The organism is Variovorax sp. 10N412 (genome assembly GCF_056394985.1).
The window spans coordinates 1-26948 of sequence record NZ_JBFTIO010000026.1 but is presented as its reverse complement, the minus strand read 5'-3'; the positions used below and the strand labels follow the sequence as shown (position 1 = coordinate 26948).

Annotated in this window: 20 protein-coding genes; 18 read left to right on the top strand and 2 right to left on the bottom strand. The window is 69.9% G+C overall.

What is annotated here, in order from left to right; translation table 11 throughout:
- Window positions 1-35: 35 nt before the first annotated feature.
- Window positions 36-1220, bottom strand: coding sequence for an LLM class flavin-dependent oxidoreductase (locus tag AC1DJH_RS31775; RefSeq protein ID WP_472124512.1), 1185 nt, complete (start codon window positions 1218-1220; stop codon window positions 36-38).
- Window positions 1221-1324: 104 nt separating this feature from the next.
- On the bottom strand, window positions 1325-2557 hold the full coding sequence (locus tag AC1DJH_RS31770; RefSeq protein ID WP_478188420.1) for an acyl-CoA dehydrogenase family protein: 1233 nt from the start codon (window positions 2555-2557) through the stop codon (window positions 1325-1327).
- Between the two features lie 216 nt (window positions 2558-2773).
- Between AC1DJH_RS31770 and AC1DJH_RS31765 the strand changes: the two genes are divergently transcribed.
- The 18 genes from AC1DJH_RS31765 (at window position 2774) to AC1DJH_RS31680 (ending at window position 26430) form a co-directional block, all read left to right on the top strand.
- The gene (locus tag AC1DJH_RS31765; RefSeq protein WP_478188419.1) at window positions 2774-4381 is read left to right on the top strand and encodes an ABC transporter substrate-binding protein; all 1608 of its coding nucleotides are present in this window, start codon (window positions 2774-2776) and stop codon (window positions 4379-4381) included.
- Between the two features lie 39 nt (window positions 4382-4420).
- Window positions 4421-5938 carry an amidase gene (locus AC1DJH_RS31760; protein ID WP_478188418.1) on the top strand — a complete coding sequence of 506 codons (1518 nt, stop codon included), beginning with the start codon at window positions 4421-4423 and terminating at the stop codon, window positions 5936-5938.
- Window positions 5939-5943: 5 nt separating this feature from the next.
- Window positions 5944-7560 carry an ABC transporter substrate-binding protein gene (locus AC1DJH_RS31755; RefSeq protein WP_478188434.1) on the top strand — a complete coding sequence of 539 codons (1617 nt, stop codon included), beginning with the start codon at window positions 5944-5946 and terminating at the stop codon, window positions 7558-7560.
- 169 nt (window positions 7561-7729) lie between these two features.
- On the top strand, window positions 7730-8830 hold the full coding sequence (locus AC1DJH_RS31750; protein ID WP_478188417.1) for an ABC transporter substrate-binding protein: 1101 nt from the start codon (window positions 7730-7732) through the stop codon (window positions 8828-8830).
- The gene (locus tag AC1DJH_RS31745) at window positions 8827-9723 is read left to right on the top strand and encodes an NmrA family NAD(P)-binding protein (protein WP_478188416.1); all 897 of its coding nucleotides are present in this window, start codon (window positions 8827-8829) and stop codon (window positions 9721-9723) included. The genes AC1DJH_RS31750 and AC1DJH_RS31745 overlap by 4 nt, the downstream gene beginning before the upstream one ends.
- Window positions 9724-9832: 109 nt before the next feature.
- Window positions 9833-11503, top strand: a complete 1671-nt coding sequence (locus tag AC1DJH_RS31740; RefSeq protein ID WP_478188415.1) for a rhodanese-like domain-containing protein — start codon at window positions 9833-9835, stop codon at window positions 11501-11503.
- Window positions 11504-11603: 100 nt separating this feature from the next.
- Window positions 11604-12452: a transporter substrate-binding domain-containing protein gene (locus AC1DJH_RS31735; RefSeq protein ID WP_478188414.1), complete on the top strand. Its 849-nt coding sequence runs from the start codon at window positions 11604-11606 to the stop codon at window positions 12450-12452.
- A 107-nt stretch (window positions 12453-12559) separates the two neighbouring features.
- Window positions 12560-13384: a transporter substrate-binding domain-containing protein gene (locus AC1DJH_RS31730; RefSeq protein ID WP_472124489.1), complete on the top strand. Its 825-nt coding sequence runs from the start codon at window positions 12560-12562 to the stop codon at window positions 13382-13384.
- Window positions 13381-14628 carry an aminotransferase class I/II-fold pyridoxal phosphate-dependent enzyme gene (locus tag AC1DJH_RS31725; protein WP_472124486.1) on the top strand — a complete coding sequence of 416 codons (1248 nt, stop codon included), beginning with the start codon at window positions 13381-13383 and terminating at the stop codon, window positions 14626-14628. Before AC1DJH_RS31730 ends, AC1DJH_RS31725 begins: the two co-directional genes overlap by 4 nt.
- The gene (locus AC1DJH_RS31720) at window positions 14625-15371 is read left to right on the top strand and encodes an amino acid ABC transporter permease (protein ID WP_472124483.1); all 747 of its coding nucleotides are present in this window, start codon (window positions 14625-14627) and stop codon (window positions 15369-15371) included. The genes AC1DJH_RS31725 and AC1DJH_RS31720 overlap by 4 nt, the downstream gene beginning before the upstream one ends.
- Window positions 15361-16179 (top strand): amino acid ABC transporter permease, encoded by an 819-nt coding sequence (locus AC1DJH_RS31715; RefSeq protein WP_472124480.1) that lies wholly within the window; start codon window positions 15361-15363, stop codon window positions 16177-16179. Before AC1DJH_RS31720 ends, AC1DJH_RS31715 begins: the two co-directional genes overlap by 11 nt.
- The gene (locus AC1DJH_RS31710) at window positions 16166-17014 is read left to right on the top strand and encodes an amino acid ABC transporter ATP-binding protein (protein ID WP_472124477.1); all 849 of its coding nucleotides are present in this window, start codon (window positions 16166-16168) and stop codon (window positions 17012-17014) included. Before AC1DJH_RS31715 ends, AC1DJH_RS31710 begins: the two co-directional genes overlap by 14 nt.
- A gap of 25 nt (window positions 17015-17039) precedes the next feature.
- Window positions 17040-17690, top strand: coding sequence for a cysteine dioxygenase family protein (locus tag AC1DJH_RS31705; protein WP_472124475.1), 651 nt, complete (start codon window positions 17040-17042; stop codon window positions 17688-17690).
- Window positions 17687-18892 (top strand): cystathionine beta-lyase, encoded by a 1206-nt coding sequence (metC, locus tag AC1DJH_RS31700; RefSeq protein WP_472124472.1) that lies wholly within the window; start codon window positions 17687-17689, stop codon window positions 18890-18892. The genes AC1DJH_RS31705 and metC overlap by 4 nt, the downstream gene beginning before the upstream one ends.
- 42 nt (window positions 18893-18934) lie before the next feature.
- The gene (locus AC1DJH_RS31695) at window positions 18935-21091 is read left to right on the top strand and encodes a hydantoinase/oxoprolinase family protein (protein WP_472124470.1); all 2157 of its coding nucleotides are present in this window, start codon (window positions 18935-18937) and stop codon (window positions 21089-21091) included.
- Between the two features lie 268 nt (window positions 21092-21359).
- Window positions 21360-23057: a hydantoinase B/oxoprolinase family protein gene (locus tag AC1DJH_RS31690; protein WP_478188413.1), complete on the top strand. Its 1698-nt coding sequence runs from the start codon at window positions 21360-21362 to the stop codon at window positions 23055-23057.
- A complete protein-coding gene (locus tag AC1DJH_RS31685) occupies window positions 23054-24790 on the top strand; it encodes a hydantoinase B/oxoprolinase family protein (RefSeq protein ID WP_472124464.1) in 1737 nt (578 codons plus the stop codon). Before AC1DJH_RS31690 ends, AC1DJH_RS31685 begins: the two co-directional genes overlap by 4 nt.
- 38 nt (window positions 24791-24828) lie before the next feature.
- Complete coding sequence (locus AC1DJH_RS31680) at window positions 24829-26430, top strand: ABC transporter substrate-binding protein (protein ID WP_472124461.1); 1602 nt, start codon at window positions 24829-24831, stop codon at window positions 26428-26430.
- Window positions 26431-26948 lie beyond the last annotated feature (518 nt).

Sequence of the window (26948 nt, the reverse complement as noted above, 5' to 3'; positions counted from 1 at the left end):
TTTCGCGGTGTCGGGTCGGTTGAAAGAAATGGCGTTCAAAAGCGCAGCCCCGCCTGCTTCATTAGCGGCAGGATGCGGTCGCCGAAGAATTCGAGGTCGGGCTTGAAGTCGAAGAAGCTCAGCTGCAGGCCGTCGACGCCCGCGCGCTTCAACTGCACGAACTGCTCGACCACCTGCTCCGGCGTGCCGATGACCTCGACGTTTCCGCCGATGGCGCGGCGCTTGGGCGCGTCGTTGCCCACGCGGCCGCGCCAGGCGTGCGCGTCGCTGTCGAAGCGGTTGAAGCTGGTCTTGGGGTCGGCGTCGAGGTGCGCGACGATGGCGTCGTGGTAATCCCAGGTCTCGCGCTCGGTCTCGCGGCTGATCACCATCGGGTTGAGCAGTGTGCGCACCTCGCGCCCCACGTCGCGCGCGGCCTGCTTCACACGCGCGGTGTGCGCCGGCAACGCCTCGATGGCGCTCGCGAAGGCCGAGCCGCTGGGGCTGGTGATGAAGACGATGTCCGAATAGCGCCCGGCAAAGGCAATGCCGGCGTCCGAGCCCGTGGCGTTCACCAGCACCGGGCGGCCGAAGTTCGGCTTGGGCGAAACGAAAGCGCCCTCCAGCTTCCAGGGCGACTCGCCCTGGAACGACCAGTTCTCGGTGTCGGCCCACAGGCGCTGCACCGCTTCCAGAAACTCGGCCGCCAGCTCGTAGCGCCGGTCGTGCTCGATGCGGTGCGAGCCGAACATCTCGTGCTCCACCGCGCGATGCCCGGTGACCACGTTGATGCCCCAGCGGCCGCCCGAGATGTGGTCGAGCGTGGCAGCGTACTTGGCCAGATGCAGCGGATGCAGCGGGCCATAGAGCACATGGATGGTCGAGATCAGCATGATGCGGCGGGTCACCGCGGTGAGCGCCGCCGTGGTCATGAACGAGTCGAGCGCGTTGCCGTCGAACACGCCGCCGTAGCCGCCCTTGGGCAGCCACTGCGACAGCGCGAACACCAGGTCGAAGCCGAGCGACTCGGCCTTGAGCACCAGGTTCTTGTTGTAGTCGTAGCGCCAGTCGGTGGTGCGCGGCAAGGTCGACGCGCTCCAGCCACCCGCCTGGATCGGCAGGAACAGGCCCAGCAGCACGGGCTGGCGAAAGGCCTGCGAGATCGGGCTCTCGCTGAATTCGGTAGGCGCGACGAAGCGCTCCCACCCGGCAATGGCGCCGGGCCGGTTGGAAATGGACATGGGGGAATTACCTCAGGGCTTCATCGATTCTGGCGAGCCGCCGCGCAATTGGCACGCCCGGAATTCGCATATCGACATTCATGAAAGTGCAATGCGCGCGGCGCTCAGAAAACCTTGCACTCTTCCAGGTGCGTGGTCGTGCCGTTGAGGTGGTAGTCGCCGATCACGCGCGCCTTCTGCTGCAGCGGGTTGTGATTGAAGATCGTGCGCAGGTTGCGCCAGTGCCGGTCGAAGTTGTGCTGCCGCGAGGTGGCCGAGGCGCCGCCCGCGTCGAACAGCCGTTCCGCCGCCTGCAGCGCGATGCGGCTGACCGCGAGCTGGGTCTTGGCCGTGGCCAGCGCGCCGTCGAGCACCAGTTGCACGGCGCTGTCGTCGTCGCCGCGCCGCAGTGCATCCGCCGAACGGTCGAGGCGCCGCGCGTTGTCTGCGATCAGCGCGTCCACCGCGTGGGTGTGGGTGGCGAGGTCGCCGACCACCCACTGCGTGAAATGGTCTTCGCGGGCGGACGCCGCCGGGCTGTGCGCGGCGGGCCGCGCGTGCTGGCGCACGTAGTGCAACGCATCGCTGAACACGTTGCGCACGATGCCGCCGGCCACCGCCACCAGGTAGAGCTGTCGCAGCGACGATGCATGGCGCCGCTGCAGGCTGCGCTGCTGCGGGTGCACCACCTCGTCGTCGTGCACCTGCAGGTTGTCGAACGCCAGGCTGCCGCTGGCCGTCAGGCGCTGGCCCATGCCGTCCCAGTCGTCCTTGACGTGCAGGCCCTCGCGGCCGGTGGGCACGATCACGGTGGCGTCGCGGCCCTGCTCGTCGTGCACCGCGATGCTCGCGAAATCGGCGAAGGCTGTGCCGGTGGCGTAGTACTTGCTGCCGTTGAGCACCCGCTTGCTGCCCTGCCGTTCCAGCGCGGTGGTCACGGTACCGGAGCGCGGCGTGCCCAGCTCGGTGAAGGCGCCGCCGAACAGCGCGCCGTCGAGCACGCGGGCCAGCTGGCGCTCGCTGTTCGCATCGGGCGGGGCGCTGGTCCAGAGCTCGATGGCGTTGTAGTGGGTGCGCAGCGCATGCGCCACGTTGGAGTCGGCCGCGGCGAGCGTGGCCACCACCTGCACGAGGTCTTCGATGGAGCCGCCCGGGCCGCCGCGCTCCGGCGGCACGCGCAGCGCACCGAGCCCCGAGGCACGGAACCGCGCGAAGGCCTCGAAGGGCAGCGTGCGGTCGCGCTCGCGCTCTACCGCGCCCTCGGCGATCGATGCGGCCAGCGCGGGCAGGCGCTGCAGCAGGGCCTGGAGTTCCGGTGCCTGCGCCGGGTAGGGCGCAGCTTGGAGGACGGCATTCATTGCAATTCCTGAAGGGATCGAGGGTGGCGAATATAGGCCCGCACGGGCGTTGCTTTTCGCATAAACAAACTCGGATTTGTCGTTTCGAATCCGCATCTCGATTTCGCGGTGCATCGAATTTCGAAGATCGAAAAAATGCTAAGTGCGAGCGTGAATTTCCAGGACCATCAGCTGGACTTTCAACGAATTCCATTTGCCGGTACGGCGCTCCATTTCATGCTCTCTCTGCTGCTTCCTTCATTGCTCAAGAAACTCCGTTTCGACCGCCGGCTGGTTCATCTGGCGCTGGCGGCCCTGCCGTTCACGGCGGCCGCACAGGCGCCCGTGCAAGGCGGCACGCTGACCTATGCGGTGTCGCAGGAACCCACGTCGCTCGTGTCCTTCCTCGACACCAAGACCGACAACCGCAACGTGAGCGCCAAGGTCACCGAAGGCCTGCTGCGCTACGACGCCAAATTCACGCCGCAGCCGCTGCTGGCCATCGCCTGGCAGGTGAGCGCGGACGGCCTGAAGTACAGCTTCAAGCTGCGCCCCGGCGTGAAGTTCCACGACGGGCGCGACTTCACCGCCGAAGACGTGCGCTACGCCGTGCTCACGCAAAAGAAGCAAGGCCCGCGCGGTCGCATCACGCTGGCCAACGTGGAGCGCGTGGACACGCCCGACCCGCTCACCGCGGTGATCGTGCTGTCCAAGCCCGCGCCCTTCCTGCTGAAGTCGCTGTCGTCGGCCGAGTTGCCGATCGTGCCGGCGCACCGCTACGCCGACGGCGAACCGCTGGGCAACCCCAACACCACGGCGCCCGTGGGCACCGGCCCCTTCGTGTTCGAGCAGTGGGTGCGCGGCAGCCACCTGGTGCTGCGCAAGAACCCGAACTACTGGCGCCAGGGTTACCCGCACCTGGACCGCGTGATCGTGAAGTTCGTGCGCGACCCGGCCGCCATTTCCACCGCGGTGGAAACGGGTGAAGTCGACGTGGCGCAAGGCGTGGGCCTGGCCGACCTCGAGCGCCTGGCCGCGAACCCGAAGCTCAAGGTGGACGACACCTACGACGGCTTCCTGAACAACGCCTCGTTCCTGGAGTTCAACATCGAGAACCCGGTGCTGGCCAACGTCAAGGTGCGCCACGCCATCGCGCAGGCCATCGACCGCAACTTCATCCGCAACACCATCTACTACAAGCGCGTGGAGGTGGTGAACTCGCCCGTGCCGCGCGTGCTGTCCGACTACTACGACGACAGCACCTTCCGCTACCCCTTCGACGTGGCGGCCGCCAACCGGTTGCTCGACGAAGCGGGCCAGCCCAGGCAGGCCAACGGCCAGCGTTTTTCGCTGCGCCTGAGCTACATCCCCGGCGCGGAGTTCAAGCGCACCACCGACTACCTGCGCTCGGCGCTGGCGCGCGTGGGCATCAAGGTCGAGGTGGTGGACGGCGACCTGCCCACCTTCCTGAAGCGCGTGTACAGCACGCGCGACTTCGACATCAACATCAACGGCCTGGGCCGCCTGTTCGACCCGACGGTGGGCGTGCAACGCTTCTACTGGGGCGACGGCGTGCGCAACCCGCTGATCTGGATCAACGGCGCGCACTACGACAACCCACAGGTCGACGAGCTGTTCCGCCAGGCTGCCGTGGAGCTCGACGCCGGCAAGCGCGCCGCGCAGTTCAAGCAGATCCAGCAGATCGTCGGGCGCGAGCTGCCCGTGCTGCCGCTGGTGACCGTGCCCCTGATCCAGGTGTACAGCGCACGCGTGCACAACCTCAACAACAGCATCGACCTGATGGCCGGCGACCTGGCCGACACCTGGATCGAGCCGCGCAAGTAAGACGCCACAGACCAGACAACGAACGCCCAAGGAACCGCCATGATCACCCAGGACCTCAAGCACCCCCATCTGCATTCGCTGACCTATGCAAGCGCCCGCGCGCAGGCCGAGGCGCTGGCCGACGGCCGCGTGTCGGCCGTCGACCTGCTCGAACACGTGCTCGCGCGCATCGACCGTTTCGACAACGACATCAACGCAGTGGTGGTGCGCAACGACGAGGGCGCACGCGCTGCGGCGCGCGAAGCCGATGCCGCCCTGGCACGCGGCGAGCGCCGGCCGCTGCTGGGCGTGCCGATCACCGTGAAGGAATCGTTCGACGTGGCCGGCTTCGTCACGAGCAGCGGCAACCCGGCCTATGCCGACAACGTCGCCAGGAAAGACGCGCTGGCCGTGGCCGCCTTGCGCGAGGCCGGCGCGGTCATCGTCGGCAAGAGCAACGTGCCGCTCGCGCTGGCCGACCTGCAGAGCTACAACGCCATCTACGGCGTGAGCAACAACCCGTGGGACCTCACGCGCACGCCGGGCGGCTCGTCGGGCGGTTCGGCCGCCGCGCTGGCGGCGGGCTACGTGGCCCTGGAGCTGGGCACCGACATCGGCGGCTCGATCCGCATTCCCGCGCACTTCAACGGCGTGTACGGCCACAAGCCGACCGCGGGGCTGGTCGCGCTGGGCGGCACGGGCGTGCCTTCGGGCCGCGTGGCCGACCGCGACCTGACCGTGGCCGGGCCGTTGGCGCGCACCGCAGCCGACCTGGCGCTGGCGCTGGACCTGCTGCTCAACCGGGAGCCGCTGGCCGCCAAGGCCTGGAAGGCCACGCTGCCGCCCGCGCGCCACACGCGGCTGCAGGACTTTCGCGTGCTGGTCATCGACCAGTGGCCCGGCAGCGAGCGCAGCCTGCACGAGCAGCAGGTCGTCGAGCGCGTGGTGGACCGCCTGCGCACACAGGGCGCGCAGGTGAGCCGCACGGCCGACGTGCCGGCCGGCCTGCTGCCCGACCTGGCGCTGCAGCACCGCGTGTACCGCAGCCTGCTGGGCTCGTCGCTGGCGTCGCCGCCGGCGCTGAGCGAAGCGGCGCAGCAGCGGCTCGAAGCGCTTTCGGCCGACGACGACAGCGCGGATGCCGCCTGGCTGCGCGCGCCCACGCTGCGCCATGCCGAATGGCTGCGCGACAACGAGGCGCGCCATGTGCTGCGCCACCAGTGGGAGCGCCTGTTCGAGGCGTTCGACGTGGTCGTGACCCCAGTCGCGCCGCTGCCGGCCTTTGCCCACAACCACAGCGAACCCAAGGACGCGCGCACCTACCCGGTCGATTTCGAGCACGGCACGCGCGAGGTGCGCTTCCTCGACCTGTTCCACTGGGCCGGCCTGCCGGTGCTGCCGGGCCTGCCGGCCACCAGCTTTCCCATCGGGCTCGACGCGCAGGGCCTGCCGGTCAGCGCGCAGGCCGTGGGCCCGTACCTCGAAGACCGCACGACCATCGCCTTCGCGCACCTGCTCGAACAGGTGTACGGCGGCTTCGTCGCGCCGCCCGGCTACGACGCGGAGCGCGCCGCGTGAAGCCGGTGCCTGCGATCCACCGCCGCCTGCTGCTCCAGGGCGGCGCCGGCCTCGGCCTCGCCAGCCTCGCTGGCTTCCAACCCGCATGGGCGCAAGCCCCTGCCGCGGCCACGCCCGTGCGCGGCGGCACGCTCACCGTGCTGATCGAGCCCGAGCCGCCCACGCTCACCACCATCGCGCATTCGGCCGGCGCGTCGGTGCTGATCTCGGCCAAGACCACCGAAGGCCTGCTGACCTACGACTTCGACCTGACGCCGCAGCCGCAGCTGGCCACCGCATGGGCGGTGAGCAGCGACGGGCTTCAATACACCTTCACCCTGCGCAAGGGCGTGAAGTGGCACGACGGCAAGCCCTTCACCTCGGCCGACGTGGCGCATTCCATCGGCCTGCTCAAGCAGTACCACCCGCGCGGGCGCGCCACTTTCTCCAGCGTGGCCGAGGTGCGCACGCCCGACGCCTACACCGCGGTGCTGGTGCTCTCGAAGCCCGTGCCCTACCTGCTCACGGCGCTGTCGGCCTCCGAGTCGCCCATCGTGCCGAAGCACCTGTACGAAACCGGCAAGGCCGACGCCAACCCGGCCAACAACGCACCCATCGGCACGGGCCCCTTCATCTTCAAGGAGTGGGTGCGCGGCAGCCACGTGACCTACGAGCGCAACCCCGACTACTGGGACAGCCCCAAGCCCTACGTCGACCGGCTCATCGTGCGCTTCATTCCGGACGCCGCCGCGCGCGCCGCGGCCATCGAGAAGGGCGAGGTGCACCTGAGCCCCGGCACGCCCGTGCCGCTGGGCGATGTGGAGCGGCTGCGCGCCAAGCCGAACCTGGTGTTCGAGCCCAACGGCTACCAGTACATCAACAACGTCTCGCGCATCGAGTTCAACCTGGAGAACCCCGCGTTGCAGGACCTGCGCGTGCGCCAGGCCATTGCGCACGCCATCAACCGGCAGGTGGTGCAGAAGACCGTGTGGTACGGCCAGGGCCGGCTCATTCCCGGCCCGGTACACCCGGCGCTGAAGAAGTTCTATGTGCCCGACCTGCCGGTGCTGCCCCACGATGTGAAGCAGGCCGAGGCCCTGCTCGACGCGGCGGGCCTCACGCGCGGCAAGGCCGGCGGCAACCTGCGGCTGAAGCTGGCGGTGGTGCCCATTCCCAACGAAGGCGGCCAGCGCACGGCCGAGTACCTCAAGCAGAGCCTGGGGCGGATCGGCATCGAGCTGACCATCGGCGCACAGGACTTCGCGACCTACGTGCGCCGCGTGTACGCCGATCGCGCCTTCGACCTGCATGTGAGCGTGATGAGCAACACCTTCGATCCGACGGTGGGCATCCAGCGGCTGTATTGGTCGAAGAACTTCAAGAAGGGCCTGCCGTTTTCCAACGGCTCGAGCTACAGCAACCCCGAGGTCGACCGGCTGCTCGAAGCCGCAGCCGTCGAGGTGGACGAGGGCCGACGCCGGCAGGCCTTCACGGAATTCCAGCGCCACATCGTGCGCGACCTGCCCGACATCACGCTGCTGGCGCTCGACAACTACACCATTGCCGACCGCCGCGTGCGCGGGCATACGGTGAGTGCGGACGGCATTGCGGGCAACCTGGCGGGCGCGTGGATCGCCGCATGAGCACCCGCTCTTGCTCCCTCTCCCCTTGGGGAGAGGGCGGGGGTGAGGGCATGGGCCTTCGCACTCGCTCTGCCTTTGCCATCGCCGTCGGCCCTCACCCCAACCCTCTCCCCAGGGGGAGAGGGGGCAACACCCGAGCGTGCCTTTTTTCCACACAGGAGCACAACCCATGACTTCATCCGCATCCCCCGCCACCAACCCCGACGTCCTCTGGTACACCCGCTGCCCTGTGCCTTCGCCGCTGGGCATCGCCGCGCGCCAGGGCTGGCTGGCCCAGACCTTCGCCGAGGAAGGCATCGCCATCGAATCGATCATCGACTCGAAGGACCGCAGCGTGCGCGAGAGCCATTTCGACCATCACCTGGCGTGGTCCTTCCGCCAGGGCGGCAACATCCCGCCGATCTGGGCGCGCGCCAAGGGGCGCGCCACGCGGCTGGTGGCCATCACCTGGACCGACGAGTTCCAGGCCATCGTCACGCTGCCGGGGCGCGGCATCGCGTCCATCGAGCAACTCGCCGGCCGGCGCTTCGCGGTGCCGCGCCGCGTGAACGACCTGATCGACTTCCACCGCGCGACCGCGCTGAAAGGCGTGGTCTCCGGGCTGTCGCTGGCCGGCCTCACGACGAAGGACCTGACGCTGGTGGAGCTGCCCATCGAGGAGTCGGTGATCCTTGCGCAGGGCGAGCCCAGCCTGTTCGGGCTGCGCCGCCGCCATCCGTATTTCCGGGAGGTCGAGGCGCTGGTCAGCGGCGAGGTGGACGCCATCTTCCTCAAGGGCGCCGAAGGCGTGGTGGTGGCGAACCTGATCGGCGCGCAGGTGGTGGCCGAGTTCGGCAACCACCCCGACCCGAAGGTGCGCATCAACAACGGCACGCCGCGTGTGCTGACGGTGGACGACGCGCTCTCGCAGCAGCGCCCCGACCTGGTGGTGCGCCTGCTGGACGTGGTGGCGCGTGCGGGCCGCTGGGCCGAGGCGCATCCGGACGAGACCCTGCGCTTCGTGGCGAGGGAGATCTCCACCAGCGAAGAGGCGGTGCTGGCATCGAACGGACCCGAGGTGCACAGGCACCTGGGCATCGGCCTCGACGCGCCGCTGGTCGCGGCCATCGGGCACTTCAAGGACTTCCTGCTCGAATGGGGCTTCCTGCCTGCCGACTTCGACCTCGATGCCTGGGTCGACCACGCACCGCTGCGCGCCCTGCAGGCGCAGGCGGCGCACAAGCCCGTCGTCCAACCCGCCGAGTCCGCCACGCTGGCGACCGCCGCGTGAGTGCCCCGCCCCGCATCCTGGTGACAGGCGCGACCGGGCGCCTGGGCCAGTTGCTCGTGCCCCGCCTGCTGGCGCGCGGCGCCTCGGTGCGCGCGCTGACGCGCCATGCGGCACGGGCCAACGAGTTGCGCGCGCAAGGCGCGGAAACGGCCGTCGCCGACTTCGACGACGCTGCCGCCTTGCGCCGTGCGCTGCGGGAGGTTTCGCATCTGTTCCTGCTGTCGCCGATCACGCCCACGCTGGCGGCGCAGCAGATCGCGGTGATTGAAGCCGCCGCGGCGGCCGGCGTACAGCGCATCGTCAAGCTTTCAGGGTCGCACTGGACCATCGAGCCGCCGGGGCGATCGCTGTCGGGCGACGCGCATGGCGAGATCGAGGCCGCGCTGGCGCGCACGGGCATCGCGCACCGCGTGCTGCGCCCGAACGCCTGGCTGCAGGTGATGCTGGCGCGCGTGGCTGCGGACCTGGCGGCCGGCGACGTGCTGCATGCGCCGCCGGGCGATCCACGCGTGGCCTTCATCGATGCGCGGGACATTGCGGACGTGGCGGTGGAAGCCCTGTTCGAGCAGAACGACGCACCCGAGGCTTCACCCGCGCCGTGGGTGCTCACAGGCGCCACGGCCGTGGGCTACGACGACATCGCGCGCACCGCTTCCACGCTCACGGGCCGCGCCATCGCCGCCACGCCGCTGTCCGCCCAGGCGCAGCAGCAGCGCCAGGCAGCGAATGCACCGTCGCCCTACATCGCCCGCGTGCACGCGCAGTTCGCCGAACTCATCGCCGCGGGCGAAGCCGCGCCTGTGACGGGCACGGTCGCCGATGTGCTCGGCCGCCCGCCGCGCACCGTGGAGGCCTTCCTGGCCGAGACCGTGGCACACGGTGCCGCAGCGTGAGGCACGCCACGCGCGGTCGTCGGCGAATGCGTTTGCATATGCGGAAGTCTTCGTAGCACGCCCGCGGCGGCGGCGCTATGGTGCCGCCGACCTCCCTTCAAGCGCACCCATGTCCCTCACTGCAGAAATTTCCCAACCCGCCGCGGCGGCCCCCTCCTCCCTGGCGCCTGCGATCTCCGCAGACACGCTGCACCAATGGCTGCAGGACGGCCGCGAACTCGCGCTGCTCGACATCCGCGAGCACGGCCAGTACGGCGAAGGGCATCCCTTCTTCGCGGTGCATGCCGGCTACAGCCGCCTCGAAACCGAGGTGGCGCGCCTGGTACCGCGCCGCGCCACCCGCACCGTGCTGTTCGACGACGGCGACGCAGGCTCGGCGCTGGCCCAGCGCGCGGCCGGCCGGCTCGCGGCTTTGGGCTACGACGACGTGTCGGTGCTCGCCGGCGGCGCACCGGCCTGGGCACGCGCGGGCCACACGCTGTTCAAGGGCGTGAACCTGCCCTCGAAGACCTTCGGCGAAATTGCCGAACACGCCTTCGAGGTGCCGCACATCAGCGCCCGCGAACTGGCCGAGCGCCAGCGCAAGGGCGAGCCGCTGGCGCTGCTGGACGGCCGCACGCTCGAAGAGCACCGCAAGATGACGCTGCCCGGCGCCATTCCCGTGCCCAACGGCGAGCTGGCCCTGCGCTGGCGCACGCTGGTGCCGGACGCGACCACGACCATCGTGGTGCACTGCGCGGGCCGCACGCGCAGCATCGTCGGCGCGCAGATCCTGCGCGACCTGGGCGTGCCGAACCCGGTGCTCGCGCTGGAGAACGGCACGCAGGGCTGGGCGCTCGCGGGCCTCGAACTCGAACGCGGCAGCGCCCGGGCGCTGCCACCGGCGCCCGATGCGGCGCAGCGCCTGGCCGCGCGGGAAGACGCTGCTGCGGCGGCCCGGCGCGCGCACGTGCCCGTGCTCACCGCCGCCGAGGCGCAGGCCTGGCTCGACGACGGCACCCGCACCACCTTCGTGTTCGACGTGCGCACGGCGGAAGAATTCGCGGCGGGCGGCCTGCAGGGCGCGCGCCATGCGGCGGGCGGCCAGCTGCTGCAAGCCACCGACCTGCAGGTCGGCGTGCGCCACGCCCGCGTGCTGGTGCTGGACGACGACGGCGTGCGCTCACCGGTGGTGGCCCTGTGGCTGCGCCGGCTCGGCCTGGATGCGGCGCTGGTCGAGGACGGCCTGGCCGCCGACCTGCGCGTGCCCGTGCGTGCACCCGTGCGGCTGCCGCCGGCGGTGACAGCCGCGGACCCCGAAGCGCTGTCCGCCTGGCGCGACGACACCGACGCGCCGCCCGCGGTGCTCGACCTGCGCCCCTCGCCCGCCTACCGGGCGCGACATGCGCGCGGCGCCGTCTGGTCGATCCGCCCGCGCGTGGCGGCCGACGCCTTGGCCGCGACGGGCGGCGACCTGCAGCACCCTGTGCTGCTGATCGCGCCCGACGAAACCGCCGCGCGCCTGGCCGCGCAAGACCTGCGCGAGGCCGGCTGGCAACATCTCTCGTGGGCGCGTGCGGAGGCGGTCGAATCCGCGGGCTGGGCACAGCAGGCCACACCCGCATCGCCGTCCGATGCCGAGGCCATCGACTACCTGCTCTTCGTGCACGACCGTCACGACGGCAACCTGGACGCCGCGCGCCGTTACCTCGACTGGGAACTGGGCCTCATTGCCCAGTGCGCGCCGGAGGAACTGGCCACGTTCCGCGTTCCCGCAGCTGCGCACCAAAGTTCGCACTGAAAAACGCATATCGATAGTCGAAGGTGTTCGTTGTGAGCGCGGGCGCGGCCTTGGAAGATTGCCGCTTGCCTCGTTACGCCTTTTCTTGGGCTCCCATTCGATGATTTCCCGCTCGCGCTCCCTCTTCCCTTCTTCCCGCATCGCCATCGCCCTGGCCACGCTGCTGTGCATCGGTGCGGGCGCGGCCCATGCCGACGCCACGCTGGACCGCATCAAGCAGCGCGGCAAGGTCTCTATCGGCGTGATGGTGAACGGCGGGCCTTTCGGCTCGATCGACCCCGCCACCCAGCAACTGATCGGCTGGAACCCCGACCTGGCGCGCGACCTGGCCAAGCAGCTCGGCACCGAGGTCGAGCTGGTGCAGGTGCAGCCCTCGAACCGCGTGCAGTTCCTGCAATCGGGCAAGGTCGACCTGCTGATCGCCTCGATGGAATACAACGCCGACCGCGGCGAAATCCTCGGCTACGCGCCCACGCCGTTCTACCGCGTGGGCGGCACCGCGGCCGTGCTGAAGACCAGCGGCATCGCGAAGTGGGAGGACCTGCGCGGCAAGACCGTCTGCGCCTCGCAGGGCAGCAGTTTCGTGAAGCCGCTGCAGGAGCAGTACGGCGCGCAGGTGCGCGGTTTCAAGACGTCGTCCGAATCGCTGCTGGCGCTGCGCGGCGGCAACTGCGTGGCTGCGGTGCACGATTCCACGCTGATCCAGCCCCTGTTGCGCAGCAACGCCGAATGGGCCGGTTACGCGGCGCCGATCACCGAAGAGATCCTGCCCGCGCCTTCCGTCGTCTGGACCCGCAAGGGCGAGGCCGACACCATCGCGGCGGTCGACAAGGTGGTGAAGCAGTGGCACCGCAGCGGCTGGCTGATCGAGACCGAGAAACGCAATCACATCGAGCCGCCGCAGCCGCTGCTGCCCGAGCTGCAGGCCAAGCTGCGCGCCGCGCCCTGATCGCCTCCTGACCGGACACGACCGGGCACGGCTCACGCCGACGCACGTCAGCCTTCGGGCAGCCCTGCAAGACGGCTCCCCGCACTTCCTTTTGCCGATTCCACGCCATGACGCCACGCTCCTTCACTCCCTTGCTGTCGATCCTTCTTCTGGCGGCAAGCGCCGGCGCGCACGCCGACGCCACCCTCGACAAGATCAAGCAACGCGGCAGCCTGACCGTCGGCGTCATCCTCTCGGGGCCGCCCTTCGGCACCATCGACCCCGCGACACAGAGGCCCGTGGGCTACAACGTCGAGCTGGCCGAGGGCGTCGCCAAGGGCCTGGGCGTGGGGCTGGAAACGGTGCAGGTGCAGCCGTCGAACCGGGTGCAGTTTCTGCAGCAGGGCAAGGTCGACATCCTCATCGCCAACATGCAGTGGACGCAGGAGCGCAGCGAAATTCTGTCGTTCGTTCCCACGCCCTTCGAGGAAGTGGGCGGCGCGGCCATCGCGCGCAAGGACAGCGGCCTTTCGAAGTGGGAAGACCTGCGCGGCAAGCCCGTGTGCGTGTCGCAGGGCAGCAACTTCACCAAGCCGCTGGCCGAACAGTACGGCGCGCAGATCAAGGCCTTTCGCGGACAGCCCGAATCGCTGCTGGCGCTCAAGGGCGGCAACTGCGTGGCCGCAGTGCACGTGAGCCCCACGCTGCGCGAACTGGCCGCCGGCAACGCCGACTGGAAGGACTACGCCATCGTCTCGCCGTCGGACCTGATTCCCTCGCCCTCCGTCATCTGGGTGCGCAAGGGCGAAACCGACACGCAGGGCGCCATCGACCGCATCGTGCAGAACTGGCACCGCACGGGCTGGCTCATCGAGGTCGAGAAAAAGAACGGCATGACGCCCACGCCGCTGCTGCACGAACTGAAGGCCAAGTTCGCGAAGGCACCGCTGTGACAGGCACATCCACGAACACCCCCAACCCCGCGCTGGCGCTCTCGCAACGCGCCTCGCGCGTGAAGCTCTCGGCCAACGCCGCCGCCAGCGCGCGCGCCGCCGCCTTGGCCGCGCAAGGGCGCGACGTGCTCACGCTGACCTCGGGCGAGCCCGACTTCGACACGCCCGCGCACATCAAGCAGGCCGCCGTCGACGCGCTCGCGCGCGGCCAGACCAAGTACACGGCCACGCCCGGCACCGCCGCCCTGCGCCAGGCCATCGTGGCCAAGTACCGGCGCGAGAACGACCTCGACGTCGCGCCCGCGCAGGTCGTGGTGGCCAACGGCGCGAAGCAGATCGTGTTCCAGGCCTTCGCCGCCACGCTGGACGCCGGCGACGAGGTGATCGTGCCCGCGCCCTACTGGCCTTCGTTCCCGGACATCGTGCGCGTGAACGACGGCACGCCGGTGATCGTGCCGTGCGACGAGGCCAGCGGCTTCAAGCTCACGGCCGCCGCGCTCGAACAGGCGATCACGCCGCGCACGCGCTGGCTCGTGCTGAACTCGCCCGGCAACCCGACCGGCGCCATCTACGGCCGCGACGAATTGCAGGCGCTGGCCGCCGTGCTGCGACGCCACCCGCGCGTGGCGGTGCTGTGGGACGAGGTGTACGAGCACATCTGGTTCGGCGACGCGCCGCCGCCGCACCTGCTGCATGCCGCGCCCGACCTGCGCGAGCGCACGCTGCTGGTCAACGGCGTGTCCAAGACCTACGCCATGACAGGCTGGCGCATCGGCTGGGGCGTGGGGCCCGAGCCGCTGGCGCGCGCGATGACGGTCATCCAGTCGCAGGCCACCTCGGGGGCGAATGCCATCGGGCAGGCCGCGGCCGCCGCCGCGCTGCAGTCGGCGGACCAGCACTTCGTGGGCGAGGCCCGCGCCGCCTATGCGCGCCGTGCCGCGCTCGTCACCAAGGCGCTGGCCACGGTGCCGGGGCTGGCGGTGCTGCCGCCGCAAGGCGCCTTCTTCGTCTACGCGAACTGCGCCGCGCTGATCGGGCGCGTGCGGCCCGACGGCGGCGTGATCGCCAGCGACACCGACTTCGTCGACTGGCTGCTCGACGCCGAGGGCGTGGCGGTGGTCGATGGCCCCTCCTACGGGCTGTCTCCCTACATCCGCCTGTCGATCGCGGCCAGCGACGCCGTGCTGGCGCAGGCGGTGCAGCGCATCGCGCGCGCGGTGGCCGCGCTGAAGGCGCCCGAATGAGCGACGCCGGCCTGCTCGCACAGGCCGTGGCGGCCATCAAGCCGCTGGGGCTGAACTACGCCTTCCTGCTCGACCTGGGCGAGCGGCAGGCCTTTCTGCGCGGGCTGGTCGTCACCTTCGAGCTGTGCCTGCTGACCATTCCGTGCAGCCTCGCGGCCGGCGTGGCGATGGCCGCGGCGCTGACTTCGGGCCGAGGCTGGCTCGCGCTGCCCGCGCGCGCCTTCGTCGAGGTCACGCGCAACACGCCGACGCTGGTGCAGCTGTACTGCGCTTTCCTGGTGCTGAACATGCTCATCACGCGCCAGCTCGAAGGTGTGGGCGGCAACCCGCTCACGCCCTTCGTCTGGGTGGTGATCGTGGTGGCGATCCACAAGGGCGCCTTCCATGCCGAGGCGCTGCGCGCGGGCATCGAGGCGGTGCCGCAGGTCACGCTCGAGGCGGCGCGCTCGCTGGGCTTTTCGCAGCGCCAGTTGCTGTGGCGCGTGGAGCTGCCGCTGGCCGTGCGCTTCGCGCTGCCCTCGCTGGTCAACAACCTGGTCGACCTGGTGAAGATGACGGCGGTGGCCTCGGCCATCGCGGTGGGCGACGTGACCTACGAGTCGATCATGATCTGGACGCAGCGCGACAACGTGCTCGAACTGTTGCTGCTGATCCTGCTGTACTTCGGCGCTCTGACCTGGTTGGTCAGCCGTGCCGGCAGCTGGCTCGAAGGCCGACTGAGGATGCCCGGCTATGGCCAATGAAGCCACGCTGAACGCACCTACGGTGCGCGCCGCATCCGGCGCACGCTTCGATCCGCGCCGGCACCCGTGGTGGACCGCGCTGGCGGCCGCGTTGCTGGTCGTGGGCACCTGGGTGGCCACGGGCACCACGCCGGTGGCGCTGGTGTTCCTGTGGCAATGGACGCCCGCGCTGCTCTGGGGCCTGCTCACCAACATCGAGATCAGCGTGCTGGCCATGGCGCTGGGCACCCTGGTCGGCCTGGTGGTGGGGGCACTGTCGCTCTCGCCGGTGCGCGCGCTGCGCGTGCTCACACGCTGGTACGTGCAGTTCTTCCGCAACGCGCCTGTGCTGGTGCTCATCTACTTCACCACCTACGTGTTTCCGTTCGAGTTGCACATCGTCAAGTGGACCGTGCCCTTCCCCGACTGGATCAAGGTGGTGCTGGGCCTGGCGCTGCCCACCAGCGCGGTGGTGGCCGAGATTTTTCGCGGCGCCATCCAGTCGATTCCGAGCGCGCAGTGGGAAGCGGCGCAGTCGCTGGCCTTCCGACGCACCGAGATCTTCCGGCTGATCGTGCTGCCGCAATGCCTGCGCCGCATGCTGCCGCCGTGGATGAACCTGTACGCCAGCATCACCATGAGCACCGCGCTGGCGTCGCTGGTGGGCGCGCACGACGTGGTCGACACCGCGCAGATCGCCAGCAACACCGTGGCGCGCACCGACTTCACGGTGCTCGTCTATTTCACGCTGCTCGGCGTGTTCTTCGCCTACTGCTACCCGATTGCCCGCGCCACGCGCGCGCTGGAGCGCCGCCATGGCCGTCACTGACACCCCTGCTTCCCCGCTTGTCGCCCTGCGCGGCGTGCAGCTTTCGTTCGGCGACAACGCGGTGCTGCGCGGCATCGACCTCGACGTGCAGCGCGGCCAGGCGGTGTCGATCATCGGACCCTCGGGCTCTGGCAAGTCGACCATCCTGCGCTGCATCACCGGGCTGCTGCGCCCGCAGCACGGCGAGATCCGCGTGGGCGACACGCGCGTGGACACGCTGCGCACCGAGGCCGAGCTGATCGCGCTGCGCAAGCGCGTGGGTTTCGTGTTCCAGCAATACAACCTGTTCCCGCACCTCACGGTGCTGCAGAACCTGGTGATCGCGCCCACCCGCGTGGCCGGGCGCGACCGCGCCACCGCCGAGCGCGAGGCGCGCGCCCTGCTCGACAAGGTGCGCCTGTCGCACAAGGAGGCGGCCTACCCCGGCGAGCTCTCGGGCGGGCAGCAGCAGCGCGTGGCGATTGCGCGCGCGCTGGCCATGCGGCCCGAGCTGATGCTGTTCGACGAGGTGACTTCCGCGCTCGACCCCGAGACCGTGGGCGAGGTGCTCACCGTCATTCGCGACCTGGTGCGCGACGGCCTGACCTGCGTGCTGGTGACGCACGAGATGCGCTTTGCCGAGGAGATCAGCGACCAGGTGTATTTCACCGAGGCCGGCGTGATCGTCGAGCACGGGCCGGCCGCGCGCATCTTCGGCGCTCCCGAGAGCGAACGCACCCGCGCCTTCCTGCACCGCGCGCTGGGCGAAGGCCCCCGCGCCGCGCCAGTGCCGCCGGCCCTGCCGGCCCCCTTCCCCGAGGTGCTGGCCTTCGACCGGCTGCGCTTCGCACTCTGAACCCACCTTGCATCCTCCAAGAACCATGACAACAGCAACCTCCACCCTCTCCGGCTCTTCTTCCGCGGACATTGCCGCCCAACGCCGCGCCGCCGTCGACCAGGCACTGGACGACGTGCGTGCCATCGCGGCCGCCGTGCCCTTCGACCGCGCCGTGCTCGCGCGCATCACGGAGCGGCTCGAACAACTGGCCTCGCACACCGCGCTGTTCACGCGCACCGACTTTCCGCCCCCGGCCATCCACGAAGGCGTGGGCGCCTCCACGCGCTACCGGCTCAACCCCGCGGACGGTGAAGACGGCGTGGCGCTCTACCTGAACTCCATCAACCCCGGCAAGACCTCCATTCCCCACAACCACACGACCTGGGCCACCATCGTGGCGGTCGAGGGCCAGGAAGAGAACCGCGTATACCGCCGCACCGACGACGGCAGCGACCCCACAGTGGCCCGGCTGGAACTCGACCGCGAAGTCACGGTGCAGCCCGGCACGTCCATCGGCTTCCTGGCCGACGACCTGCACAGCATCCACGTGATCGGCGAGCAGCCCACGCTGCACTTCCACCTGTACGGCCGGCCGCTGGAAACGCTCTCGCAGCGCATCGGCGTGAACCTGGAGACCGGCGCGGTCGTCAACTACAACGCCACGCAGCTCAAGCCGAGCAAGGTGGCGGCATGAGCGAAGGCAAGAGCGCAAGCAAGCTGGGCGCCGGCACCCGCCTGCTGCACGCCGGCGCGCCGGCGCTGCGCGACGGCAGCGGGCCGGTCAACGTGCCCGTGGTGCGCACCAGCACCGTGCGCTTCGAGAACACCGCCGCGCACGCCGACTACCATCACCGCCGCACCGCCGGCGAGCGCGTGGCCTCCTACGGCCGCCATGGGCTGGACACGCACCGCGCACTCGAAGACGCAGTGACCAACCTCGAAGGCGGGCATCGCGCCTTCCTCACGCCCTCGGGCCTCTCGGCCATCACGCTGGTGCTGCTCGCGCTGCTGTCGCCCGGCGACCATGCGCTGGTGGCCGACGGCGTGTACGCGCCGCTGCGCCGCGTCGACAGCACGCTGCTCCAGCGCCTGGGCGTGGAGATCGAGTACTTCTCGCCCGCGCACGACGACCTGGCCAGCCGCATCCGACCCAACACGCGCCTGCTGTATCTCGAATCGCCGAGCTCGCTGCTCTACGAGGTGCTCGACCTGCCGGCGCTCACCGCGATCGCGCGCGACCGCGGCGTGACGGTCGCCACCGACAACACCTGGAGCGGCGGCTGGTTCTACCAGCCGCTCGCACTGGGCGCGAACATCTCCATTCAGGCGGCCACCAAGTACATCTCGGGCCACTCCGACCTGATGCAGGGCATCGTGGTGGTCGACAGCCCGGCGCTGGCCGCCAAGCTCTCCACCGCCTACGAGGCGCTCGGCCTGACCATCGGCGCCGACGACGCCTACCTCGCGCTGCGCGGCCTGCGCACGCTGCCCGTGCGGCTCGCGCAGCACCAGCGCCATGCCACCGAGGTGGCCGAGTTTCTGCAGCAACAGCCGCAGGTGTCGCGCGTGTTCTATCCCGCGCTGCCCTCCGACCCGGGCCATGCGCTGTGGAAGCGCGACTTCAGCGGCGCCAGCGGGCTCGTGTCCTTCGAGTTCCGCCATGCCACGCCGGCCGCGGCCAACGCCTTCGTCGATGCGCTCGCGCTCTTCGGCATCGGTGCGTCCTGGGGCGGCTACGAAAGCCTGGCCCTGGTCGCCCAGCCCGAGCGGCTGCGCGAGCACCGCCAATGGACCGGCGACGCGCCGGTGGTGCGTCTGCACATCGGGCTCGAAGACCCGGCGGACCTGATTGCCGACCTGTCGCAGGCCTTTGCGGCCGCCACGCCGTTGCGCTGATTCCTCTCGACAACTAGACACCTCCCTCTCTTTCTTTCTCTCATGTCCTCGAACTCCAACCCATCTTCCGCGGCGCTCGATGCGCGCGTGCGCGTCGCCGTCGACGTCGGCGGCACCTTCACCGACGTGGTGCTGCTGCGCGGCGCCGAGAAACACACGCTCAAGGTGCTCACCACCCCGACCGCGCCAGAACAGGCCGTGCTCGGCGGTGTCGAGGAAGTGCTGCAGCAAGCCGGCGCCGGCTGGGCCGACGTCGACCTGCTGATCCTGGGCACCACGCTGGCGACCAACGCGCTGATCGAGCGCAAGGGCGCGCCCACGGCGCTGCTCACCACGCACGGTTTCCGGGACCTGGTGGAGATCGGCCTCGAAGACCGCTTCGCCCAATACGACGTGTTCCTCGAAAAACCCGCACCGCTGGTGCCGCGCCACTGGCGCCACGGGGTGGTCGAGCGCGTGGACGCGGCCGGCCGCGTGATCACGCCGCTGGACGAAGCGCAGGTGGCCGTGCTCGCGAAGCAACTGCTGGCCGACGGCATCGAGAGCGTGGCCGTGTGCTTCCTGCACGGCTATGCCAACCCAGCGCACGAGCGCCGCGTGCGCGAGCTCCTGCGCGAACACGCGCCCGGCCTGTGGGTGTCGCTGGCCTCCGACGTGTGCCCCGAGATCCGCGAGTACGAGCGCCTGTCGACCATCAGCGCCAACGCCTATGTGCAGCCGCAGGTGGCCGGCTACCTGCGCCGCCTGCAGGAAGGCGCCACCGCGCGCGGCCTGCGCGCGGAGCCCTTCCTCATGACGTCGGGCGGTGCCATCACCACGCTGCAGGCCGGCATCGACGAGCCGGTACGGCTGGTCGAATCGGGTCCGGCCGGCGGCGCGGTGCTGGCGCGGCAGGTGGCCGAGCAGATCGGTGCCACGCGCGCGCTCTCTTTCGACATGGGCGGCACCACGGCCAAGATCTGCTTCATCGACGACTACCAGCCCCAGATCAGCCGCAGCTTCGAATTCGGCCGGGTGCACCGGCACCTGAAGGGCTCGGGCCTGCCGATTCGCATCCCGGTCATCGAGATGGTGGAGATCGGCGCGGGCGGCGGCTCCATCGCGCGCGTGAACCACCTGGGCGTGGTGCAGGTGGGCCCCGACAGCGCGGGCTCCTCGCCCGGCCCGGCCGCCTACGGCCTGGGCGGCGAGCTGCCCACAGTGACCGACGCGCACGCCGCGCTCGGCGCCATCGACCCGGCGCGCTTCGCGGTGGGCAAGGTGCAGCTCGACCCGCAGCGTGCACGTGACGCGCTGCTGCAGGGCCTTGCCGCGCAGACTGGTCTCGACGTCGAATCCGCCGCGCAGGCCGTGATCGAGATCGTCACCGAGAACATGGCCAACGCCGCGCGCGTGCATGCGTCCGAACTCGGCAAGGTGGCTGAAGAAAGCACGCTCATCGCCTTCGGCGGTGCGGCGCCGCTGCATGCCGCCTTGCTCGCGCGCAAGCTGGGCGTGGCGCGGCTGGTGATTCCCAACTCGGCCGGCGTCGGCTCGGCGCTCGGCTTCCTGTGGGCGCCTGTGGCGTATCAGACGGTGCGCAGCCTTGCGCAGCGGCTCGACCGCATCGACCACGCCGCTGTCGACAAGCTGCTCGGCGAGCTGACGGCCACCGCCGACGACGTGGTGCTGCGCGCCGCGCCCGGTGCCGCGCTGGTGCGCCATCGCCAGGCCTTCATGCGCTATGCCGGCCAGGGCCACGAGATTCCGGTCGAGCTGCCCGAAGGCCCATTCGATGCGGCCGCGAGCAAAGCGTTGCACCAGCGCTTCGAGGAACGTTATGCCGCGCTGTACGGCCGCAGCCTGCCGCACATCGCGGCCGAAGCGGTGAGCTGGTCGGTCGCGGTGGAAGCCGGCGGCCGTGCGGCACCCGAGCCCGATGCGGTGGTGGCCGACACGGGCCGCGCAGCGCCCTCTGGCACACGCCGCCTGTACGACGCCGACGCGGGCCAGTGGGCCGAAGTGCCCGTCTACGAACGCACCGCGCTGGGCGCGGGCAAGTGGATCGAAGGCCCGGCGCTGATCGTCGAAGACGAGACGACCACGCACGTGATCGCCGGCTTCGAAGCGCGCGCAACGCGGCTGGGCGCACTGGTGCTGGACGACACGGCCTCCGTGCGCCACGCCGACGCAAAGATCACCGAAGAGGCCGTCGCATGAGCACGCACGGTCTTGCTCCTTCCCCCTCTGGGGGAAGGCTGGGATGGGGGCACGACGGCGCCCGCTTCACCGCGGCGCTTCATCGAGCGCCGCTTGCCCCCACCCCTGCCCTCSCCCAGAGGGKGAGGGAGAAATACGGTCTTGCTCCTTCCCCCTCTGGGGCAAGGTTGGGATGGGGGCACGACGGCGCTTGCTTCACCGCAGCGCTTCATCGAACGCCGCTTGCCCCCACCCCTGCCCTCGCCCAGAGGGTGAGGGAGCAACAACCATGAGCACCGCACCCGCACGCCAGCAATTGCGCCAGCAGCTGGTCTGGAGCCGCCTGCTCGCTGTGGTCGAGGAACAGGCACAAGCGCTCATCCGCACCGCCTTCGGCACACCGACGCGCGAGGCCGGCGACCTGTCGGCCGGCGTGTTCCTGCCCGACGGGCGCATGGTCGCGCAGGCGGTCACCGGCACGCCAGGCCATGTCAATTCGATGGCCGATTCGGTGCTGCACTTCCTGCGTGCCTTTCCCATCGACACCATGCGCGACGGCGACGTGTTTGTCACCAACGACCCCTGGAAAGGCACGGGCCACCTGTTCGACGTGGTCATGGTCACGCCGGTGTTCCACGACGGAAAACCCGTGGCGCTCTTCGCGTCCACCGTGCACGTGGTCGACATCGGCGGCGTCAACGCCGGGCCCGATGCGCTGGAGATCTTCCATGAAGGCCTGTTCCTGCCGCCGCTGCGCTTCGCGAGCCAGGGGGTGATCGAGGAGTCGGTGATCGACATCGTGCGCGCCAACGTGCGCGAGCCCGGCCAGGTCGAGGGCGACTTCCACGCGCTGGTGGCCTGCAATGCCGTGGGCGCCGTGCGGCTGCAGCGCCTGCTGCGCGAGTTCAGGCTGGCCGACCTGCAGGCGCAGGGCGACTACATCATCGAGCGCTCGCGGCTGGCCATGCGCGAGGCGCTGCGCGAATGGCCCAAGGGCACCTGGCGCAACCACATGACGGTGGACGGCTACGACACGCCGCTGGAACTGCACGCGGCCGTCACCATCACCGACGACGGCATCGAGGTCGACTTCGCGGGCACCTCGTCCAGCATCGCGCGCGGCATCAACGTGCCCAAGGCCTACACCGACGCGTACACCTCCTTCGGCATCCGCTGCCTGGTGGGTGCGGACGTTCCCAACAACTCGGGCTCGCTCGCACCCATTCGCGTGGTGGCGCCCGAAGGCTCCATCGTCAACGCGCTGCCGCCGGCCGCGGTGGCGGCGCGCGCGGCCATCGGGCAGATGCTTCCCGACCTGGTATTCGGCGCGCTGCGCCAGGCGCGGCCCGACCGCGTGCCGGCCGAAGGCGCGTCGTCGCTGTGGAACATCCGCCTGTTCGGCGGCCAGCCCATCGAGGGCGGACCCAACGACGCGCTGCGGCGCGCGCGGCGCTTCAACATCGTGAGCTTTTCCACCGGCGGCACCGGTGCGCGGCCGGGCAAGGACGGTCTTTCAGCCACAGCCTACCCGAGCGGGGTGCGCAACGTGTCGTTGGAAATCCTCGAGACCCAGGCCCCACTGCTGTTCCGCCGCAAGGAGTACCGCAGCGACTCCGGCGGTGTCGGTGCGTCGCGCGGTGGCCTCGGGCAGGTCATCGAGATCGAGAACGCCGACGGCGACCCGATGGTGCTCTCGGCCACCTGGGACCGCATCCGCTTTCCCGCGCGCGGCGCGCTCGGTGGCGGCGACGGTGCACCGGGCGCCGCGCGGCTCAAGCATTCGGGCACCGTGCTGCGCGGCAAGGGCCGGCAGGTCATTCCGGCCGGCGAAGTGCTCGTGGTCGAGACGCCCGGCGGCGCGGGCCTCGGCGACCCGGCAGAACGCGACCCCGCACGGGTGGCGCGCGACCTGAAGGCCGGGCTGGTCACGCAGGCCGCCTCCACCCCTTCCACCCCCCACAAGGATCTCGCAGGAACCGCTGCATGAGCACCACCCCCACCCCCAAGGCGCTGGCCAGCAGCCAGCTCATCCGCAACCAGCTCGCATGGAACCGGCTGCTCTCCGTGGTCGAGGAACAGGCGCAGGTGCTGATCCACACCGCCTTCGGCACCTCCACGCGCGAGGCCGGCGACCTGTCGGCGGGCGTGTTCCTGCCCGACGGCCGCATGATCGCGCAGGCCGTGACCGGCACGCCGGGCCACGTCAACTCGATGGCCGAATCGGTCAAGCACTTCCTGCAGCGCTTTCCCATCGACACGATGGACGACGGCGACGTGTTCCTCACCAACGACCCTTGGAAGGGCACCGGGCACCTGTTCGACATGACGATGGTCACGCCCATCTTCCATGGCGAAGGCGAAGCGAAGAAAGCCGTGGCGCTGTTCGCCTCCACGCTGCACGTGGTGGACATCGGCGGCATCGGCTCCAGCCCCGACGGCCTGGAGATCTACCACGAGGGCCTGTTCCTGCCCATCCTGCGTTTCGTGCGCCAGGGCACGGTGGACCCGGCCGTGCGCGCGATCATCCGCGCCAACGTGCGCGACCCCGAGCAGGTCGAGGGCGACCTGTACGCGCTGGTGGCCTGCAACGAGGTGGGCGGCCGGCGGCTGCGCACGCTGCTGCGCGAGTTCAAGTTCGACGACCTCGAGGCGCTGGGCGACTTCGTCATTGCGCACTCGGCCCAGGCCATGCGCGAGGCGCTGCGCGACTGGCCGCGCGGCACCTGGCACAACACGCTGGTGGCCGACGGCTACGACGCGCCCATCACGCTGCAGGTGTCCGTGACCATCGCCGACGACGGCATTGTGGTCGACTTTGCCGGCACCTCGGGCACGGTGGCGCGCGGCATCAATGTGGTGAAGGCGTACACCGACGCCTACACCTCCTTCGGCATCCGCTGCCTCGTGGGCTCGGACGTGCCGAACAATGCGGGTTCGCTGGGCCTCATTCGCGTGGAAGCGCCCGCGGGCTGCATCCTGAACGCGCTGCACCCCGCCGCGGTCACCGCGCGGCACGTGGTAGGCCAGTTGCTGCCCGACGCGGTGTTCGGCGCGCTGCGCCAGGCCCGGGCCGACAAGGTGCCGGCCGAAGGCGCCTCGTCGCTGTGGAACCTTCAGCTGGTTGGCGGCGAGGTGCTCGCGGGCACCAGCCAGGCCAACGCCGAAGCCGTGCGCCGCGGCTCGCGCTTCAACGTCATCAGCTTTTCCACCGGCGGCACCGGCGCGCGGCCTGGCAAGGACGGCCTTTCGGTCACCGCCTACCCGAGCGGCGTGCGCAACGTGTCGCTCGAAATCCTGGAGACGCAGGCGCCCATCGTGTTCGAGCGCAAGGAATTCCGTACCGATTCCGGCGGCACCGGTGCCGCGCGCGGCGGCCTGGGCCAGGTGATCGAGGTGCGCCATGCGCAGCCTGACGCCGCCTTCCTGATCGCGGCGGCCTTCGACCGCGTGACGAACCCCGCGCGCGGCGCGCTCGGCGGCGGCAATGGTGGGCCGGGCGCACTGCGGCTGGCCTCGGGCGGCACGCTGCGCGCCAAGGGCCGACAGATCGTGCCGGCGGGTGACCGCCTGATCGTCGAGACGCCCGGCGGCGGCGGCCTGGGCGAGCCTTCGAAGCGCGACCCGGCGCTGGTGGCGCGCGACCTGCGCGAAGGGCTGGTGTCGCCTGAGGCTTCTTCGGCCGGCGCCGTACGCGACGGCATCGAGCCTGTCGTCGCCTGACTTTTTTCCTTTTTTCTACCGACCCTGTTTTTCCAATCATGTTTTTCTCGCCTCCCTCCTTCCGGGTTCGCAGCGCCCTCCTCGCCGCGCTGCTCGCCGTGGGCCTCGCAGCCCACGCCGCGCCGCCCAACCACAGCGGCACGCTCACGCTGCTGTCGACCAGCGAGCCGACCGCACTCGTCACCATCGGCAACGTGGCCACGCCCATCCTGAGCGTGAGCGCCAAGGTCACCGAAGGCCTGCTGAAGTACGACTACGACGTCAACCCGCAGCCGCAGCTGGCCACCAAGTGGGCGATCAGCCCCGATGGCCTGACCTACACCTTCACGCTGCGCCAGGGTGTGAAGTGGCACGACGGCAAGGACTTCACCTCCGCCGACGTGGCCTATTCCATCGAGCTGCTGAAGAAGATCCACCCGCGCGGGCGCAACACGTTTGCCAACCTGACGGCCATCGACACGCCCGACAAGTACACCGCCATCCTGCGGCTGTCCAAGCCCGCGCCGTACCTGATCCGCGCGCTGGTCGCGACCGAGACGCCCATCGTGCCCAAGCACATCTACGAAGGCACCGACCCGGCCAGCAACCCGAACAACAACGCGCCCATCGGCACCGGCCCGTTCAAGTTCAAGGAGTGGGTGCGCGGCAGCCACATCGTGTACGAGCGCAACACCGACTACTGGGACAAGCCCAAGCCCTTCGTCAACCAGCTGATCGTGCGCTTCGTGACCGACCAGGCAGCAGCGGCCGTGGCCTTCGAGACCGGCACCGTCGACCTCGGCTACCGCACGCCCGTGCCGCTGGCCGACCTGGAGCGCCTGAAGAAAGTGCCTGCGCTGCGCTTCGAGACCAAGGGCAACAGCTATTCGTCGAACGTGACGCGGCTGGAGTTCAACCTCGACAACGAGTACTTCAAGAACGAGAAGGTGCGCCAGGCCGTGGCCCACGCCGTGGACCGCAACGTGATCGTGAAGGTGGTGAACTACGGCTACGGCCAGGTCAGCTACTCGCCCATCGCGCCCGGCCTGAAGGCCTTCCACGACCCGGCGCCCTCGCCCTATGCCTTCGACGTGAAGAAGGCCAACGCGCTGCTCGACGAAGCGGGCTTTCCGAAGAAGGCCGGCGGCGTGCGCTTCAGCGTGCCGCTGGACTTCAACCCCATCGGCGCCGACGGCCCGCGCCTGGCCGACTACCTGCGCTCGGCGCTGGCGCGCGTGGGCATCGCGGTGACTGTGCGCGCGCAGGACCCGAGCGCCTTCATCAAGCGCATCTACACCGACCGCGACTTCGCCTTCACGCACAACGGCGCGAGCAACCTGTTCGACCCGACCGTGGGCGTGCAGCGGCTGTACTGGTCGAAGAACTTCATCAAGGGCGTGCCGTTTTCCAACGGCACGCATTACCAGAACCCGGTGGTGGACAAGCTGCTGGAAGACGCGGCCGTGGAGAACGATGCCACCAGGCGCCTGAAGCTGTTCAAGGACTTCCAGGACACCGTGGCGCGCGATGTGCCGGACCTGAACCTCTATCAGCCTGTGTTCATCACCATCGCCAACCAGCGGGTGCATGACCATTCGTTGACGGCGGATGGGGTGGAGTCGAATCTGGCGGATGTTTGGGTGGACGAGGCGAAGAAGTAAGGCGCTTGCAGCGGGCTGTCTTGAGGCTGTCGGCCGGGTCTCGCCCCGGCGGGCGACTTACTTTCTTTGCTTCGCCAAAGAAAGTAAGCAAAGAAAGGCGACCCCTGCTGGCTGCGTCCCTTCGCTTCGCTCCGGGCAACCTGCGGTGCTCACGTTCCGCAGGGTCTCGCCCAAACTCGCTTCGCTCAAACAAGGGCGAGCCCTGACCCGCGAAACGCTGCGCTCCTCGGCGCATCCAGAAGGGGTTGGGACACCGACACGCCTTCGCTGCGCTCGGCTCCAAACAGCCAGCAACCAAGACCGAAGACCCGATAACAACCCCCGCAGGCGCGCAGCGCCTGCGGGGGCCTGGTGGCCGAGCGAAGCAAAGGCCCGGGTGGTTCCCACCCCCTCTGGCTGCGCCGAGGAGCGCAGTGTTTCGCGGATCAGGGCTCGCAGCTGTTTGAGCGAAGCGAGTTCTGCGAGACCCCGCGAAACGCGAGCACCGCAGGTTGCCCCGTAGCGCAGCGAAGGGGTCG

Bases quoted from the DNA above. Each gene is read 5' to 3' on its own strand.
- AC1DJH_RS31775 (WP_472124512.1), bottom strand. From the start codon at position 1,220: ATGTCCATTTCCAACCGGCCCGGCGCCATTGCCGGGTGGGAGCGCTTC.
- AC1DJH_RS31770 (WP_478188420.1), bottom strand. From the start codon at position 2,557: ATGAATGCCGTCCTCCAAGCTGCGCCCTACCCGGCGCAGGCACCGGAA.
- AC1DJH_RS31765 (WP_478188419.1), top strand. From the start codon at position 2,774: ATGCTCTCTCTGCTGCTTCCTTCATTGCTCAAGAAACTCCGTTTCGAC.
- AC1DJH_RS31760 (WP_478188418.1), top strand. From the start codon at position 4,421: ATGATCACCCAGGACCTCAAGCACCCCCATCTGCATTCGCTGACCTAT.
- AC1DJH_RS31750 (WP_478188417.1), top strand. From the start codon at position 7,730: ATGACTTCATCCGCATCCCCCGCCACCAACCCCGACGTCCTCTGGTAC.
- AC1DJH_RS31740 (WP_478188415.1), top strand. From the start codon at position 9,833: ATGTCCCTCACTGCAGAAATTTCCCAACCCGCCGCGGCGGCCCCCTCC.
- AC1DJH_RS31735 (WP_478188414.1), top strand. From the start codon at position 11,604: ATGATTTCCCGCTCGCGCTCCCTCTTCCCTTCTTCCCGCATCGCCATC.
- AC1DJH_RS31730 (WP_472124489.1), top strand. From the start codon at position 12,560: ATGACGCCACGCTCCTTCACTCCCTTGCTGTCGATCCTTCTTCTGGCG.
- AC1DJH_RS31720 (WP_472124483.1), top strand. From the start codon at position 14,625: ATGAGCGACGCCGGCCTGCTCGCACAGGCCGTGGCGGCCATCAAGCCG.
- AC1DJH_RS31715 (WP_472124480.1), top strand. From the start codon at position 15,361: ATGGCCAATGAAGCCACGCTGAACGCACCTACGGTGCGCGCCGCATCC.
- AC1DJH_RS31710 (WP_472124477.1), top strand. From the start codon at position 16,166: ATGGCCGTCACTGACACCCCTGCTTCCCCGCTTGTCGCCCTGCGCGGC.
- AC1DJH_RS31705 (WP_472124475.1), top strand. From the start codon at position 17,040: ATGACAACAGCAACCTCCACCCTCTCCGGCTCTTCTTCCGCGGACATT.
- metC (WP_472124472.1), top strand. From the start codon at position 17,687: ATGAGCGAAGGCAAGAGCGCAAGCAAGCTGGGCGCCGGCACCCGCCTG.
- AC1DJH_RS31695 (WP_472124470.1), top strand. From the start codon at position 18,935: ATGTCCTCGAACTCCAACCCATCTTCCGCGGCGCTCGATGCGCGCGTG.
- AC1DJH_RS31690 (WP_478188413.1), top strand. From the start codon at position 21,360: ATGAGCACCGCACCCGCACGCCAGCAATTGCGCCAGCAGCTGGTCTGG.
- AC1DJH_RS31685 (WP_472124464.1), top strand. From the start codon at position 23,054: ATGAGCACCACCCCCACCCCCAAGGCGCTGGCCAGCAGCCAGCTCATC.
- AC1DJH_RS31680 (WP_472124461.1), top strand. From the start codon at position 24,829: ATGTTTTTCTCGCCTCCCTCCTTCCGGGTTCGCAGCGCCCTCCTCGCC.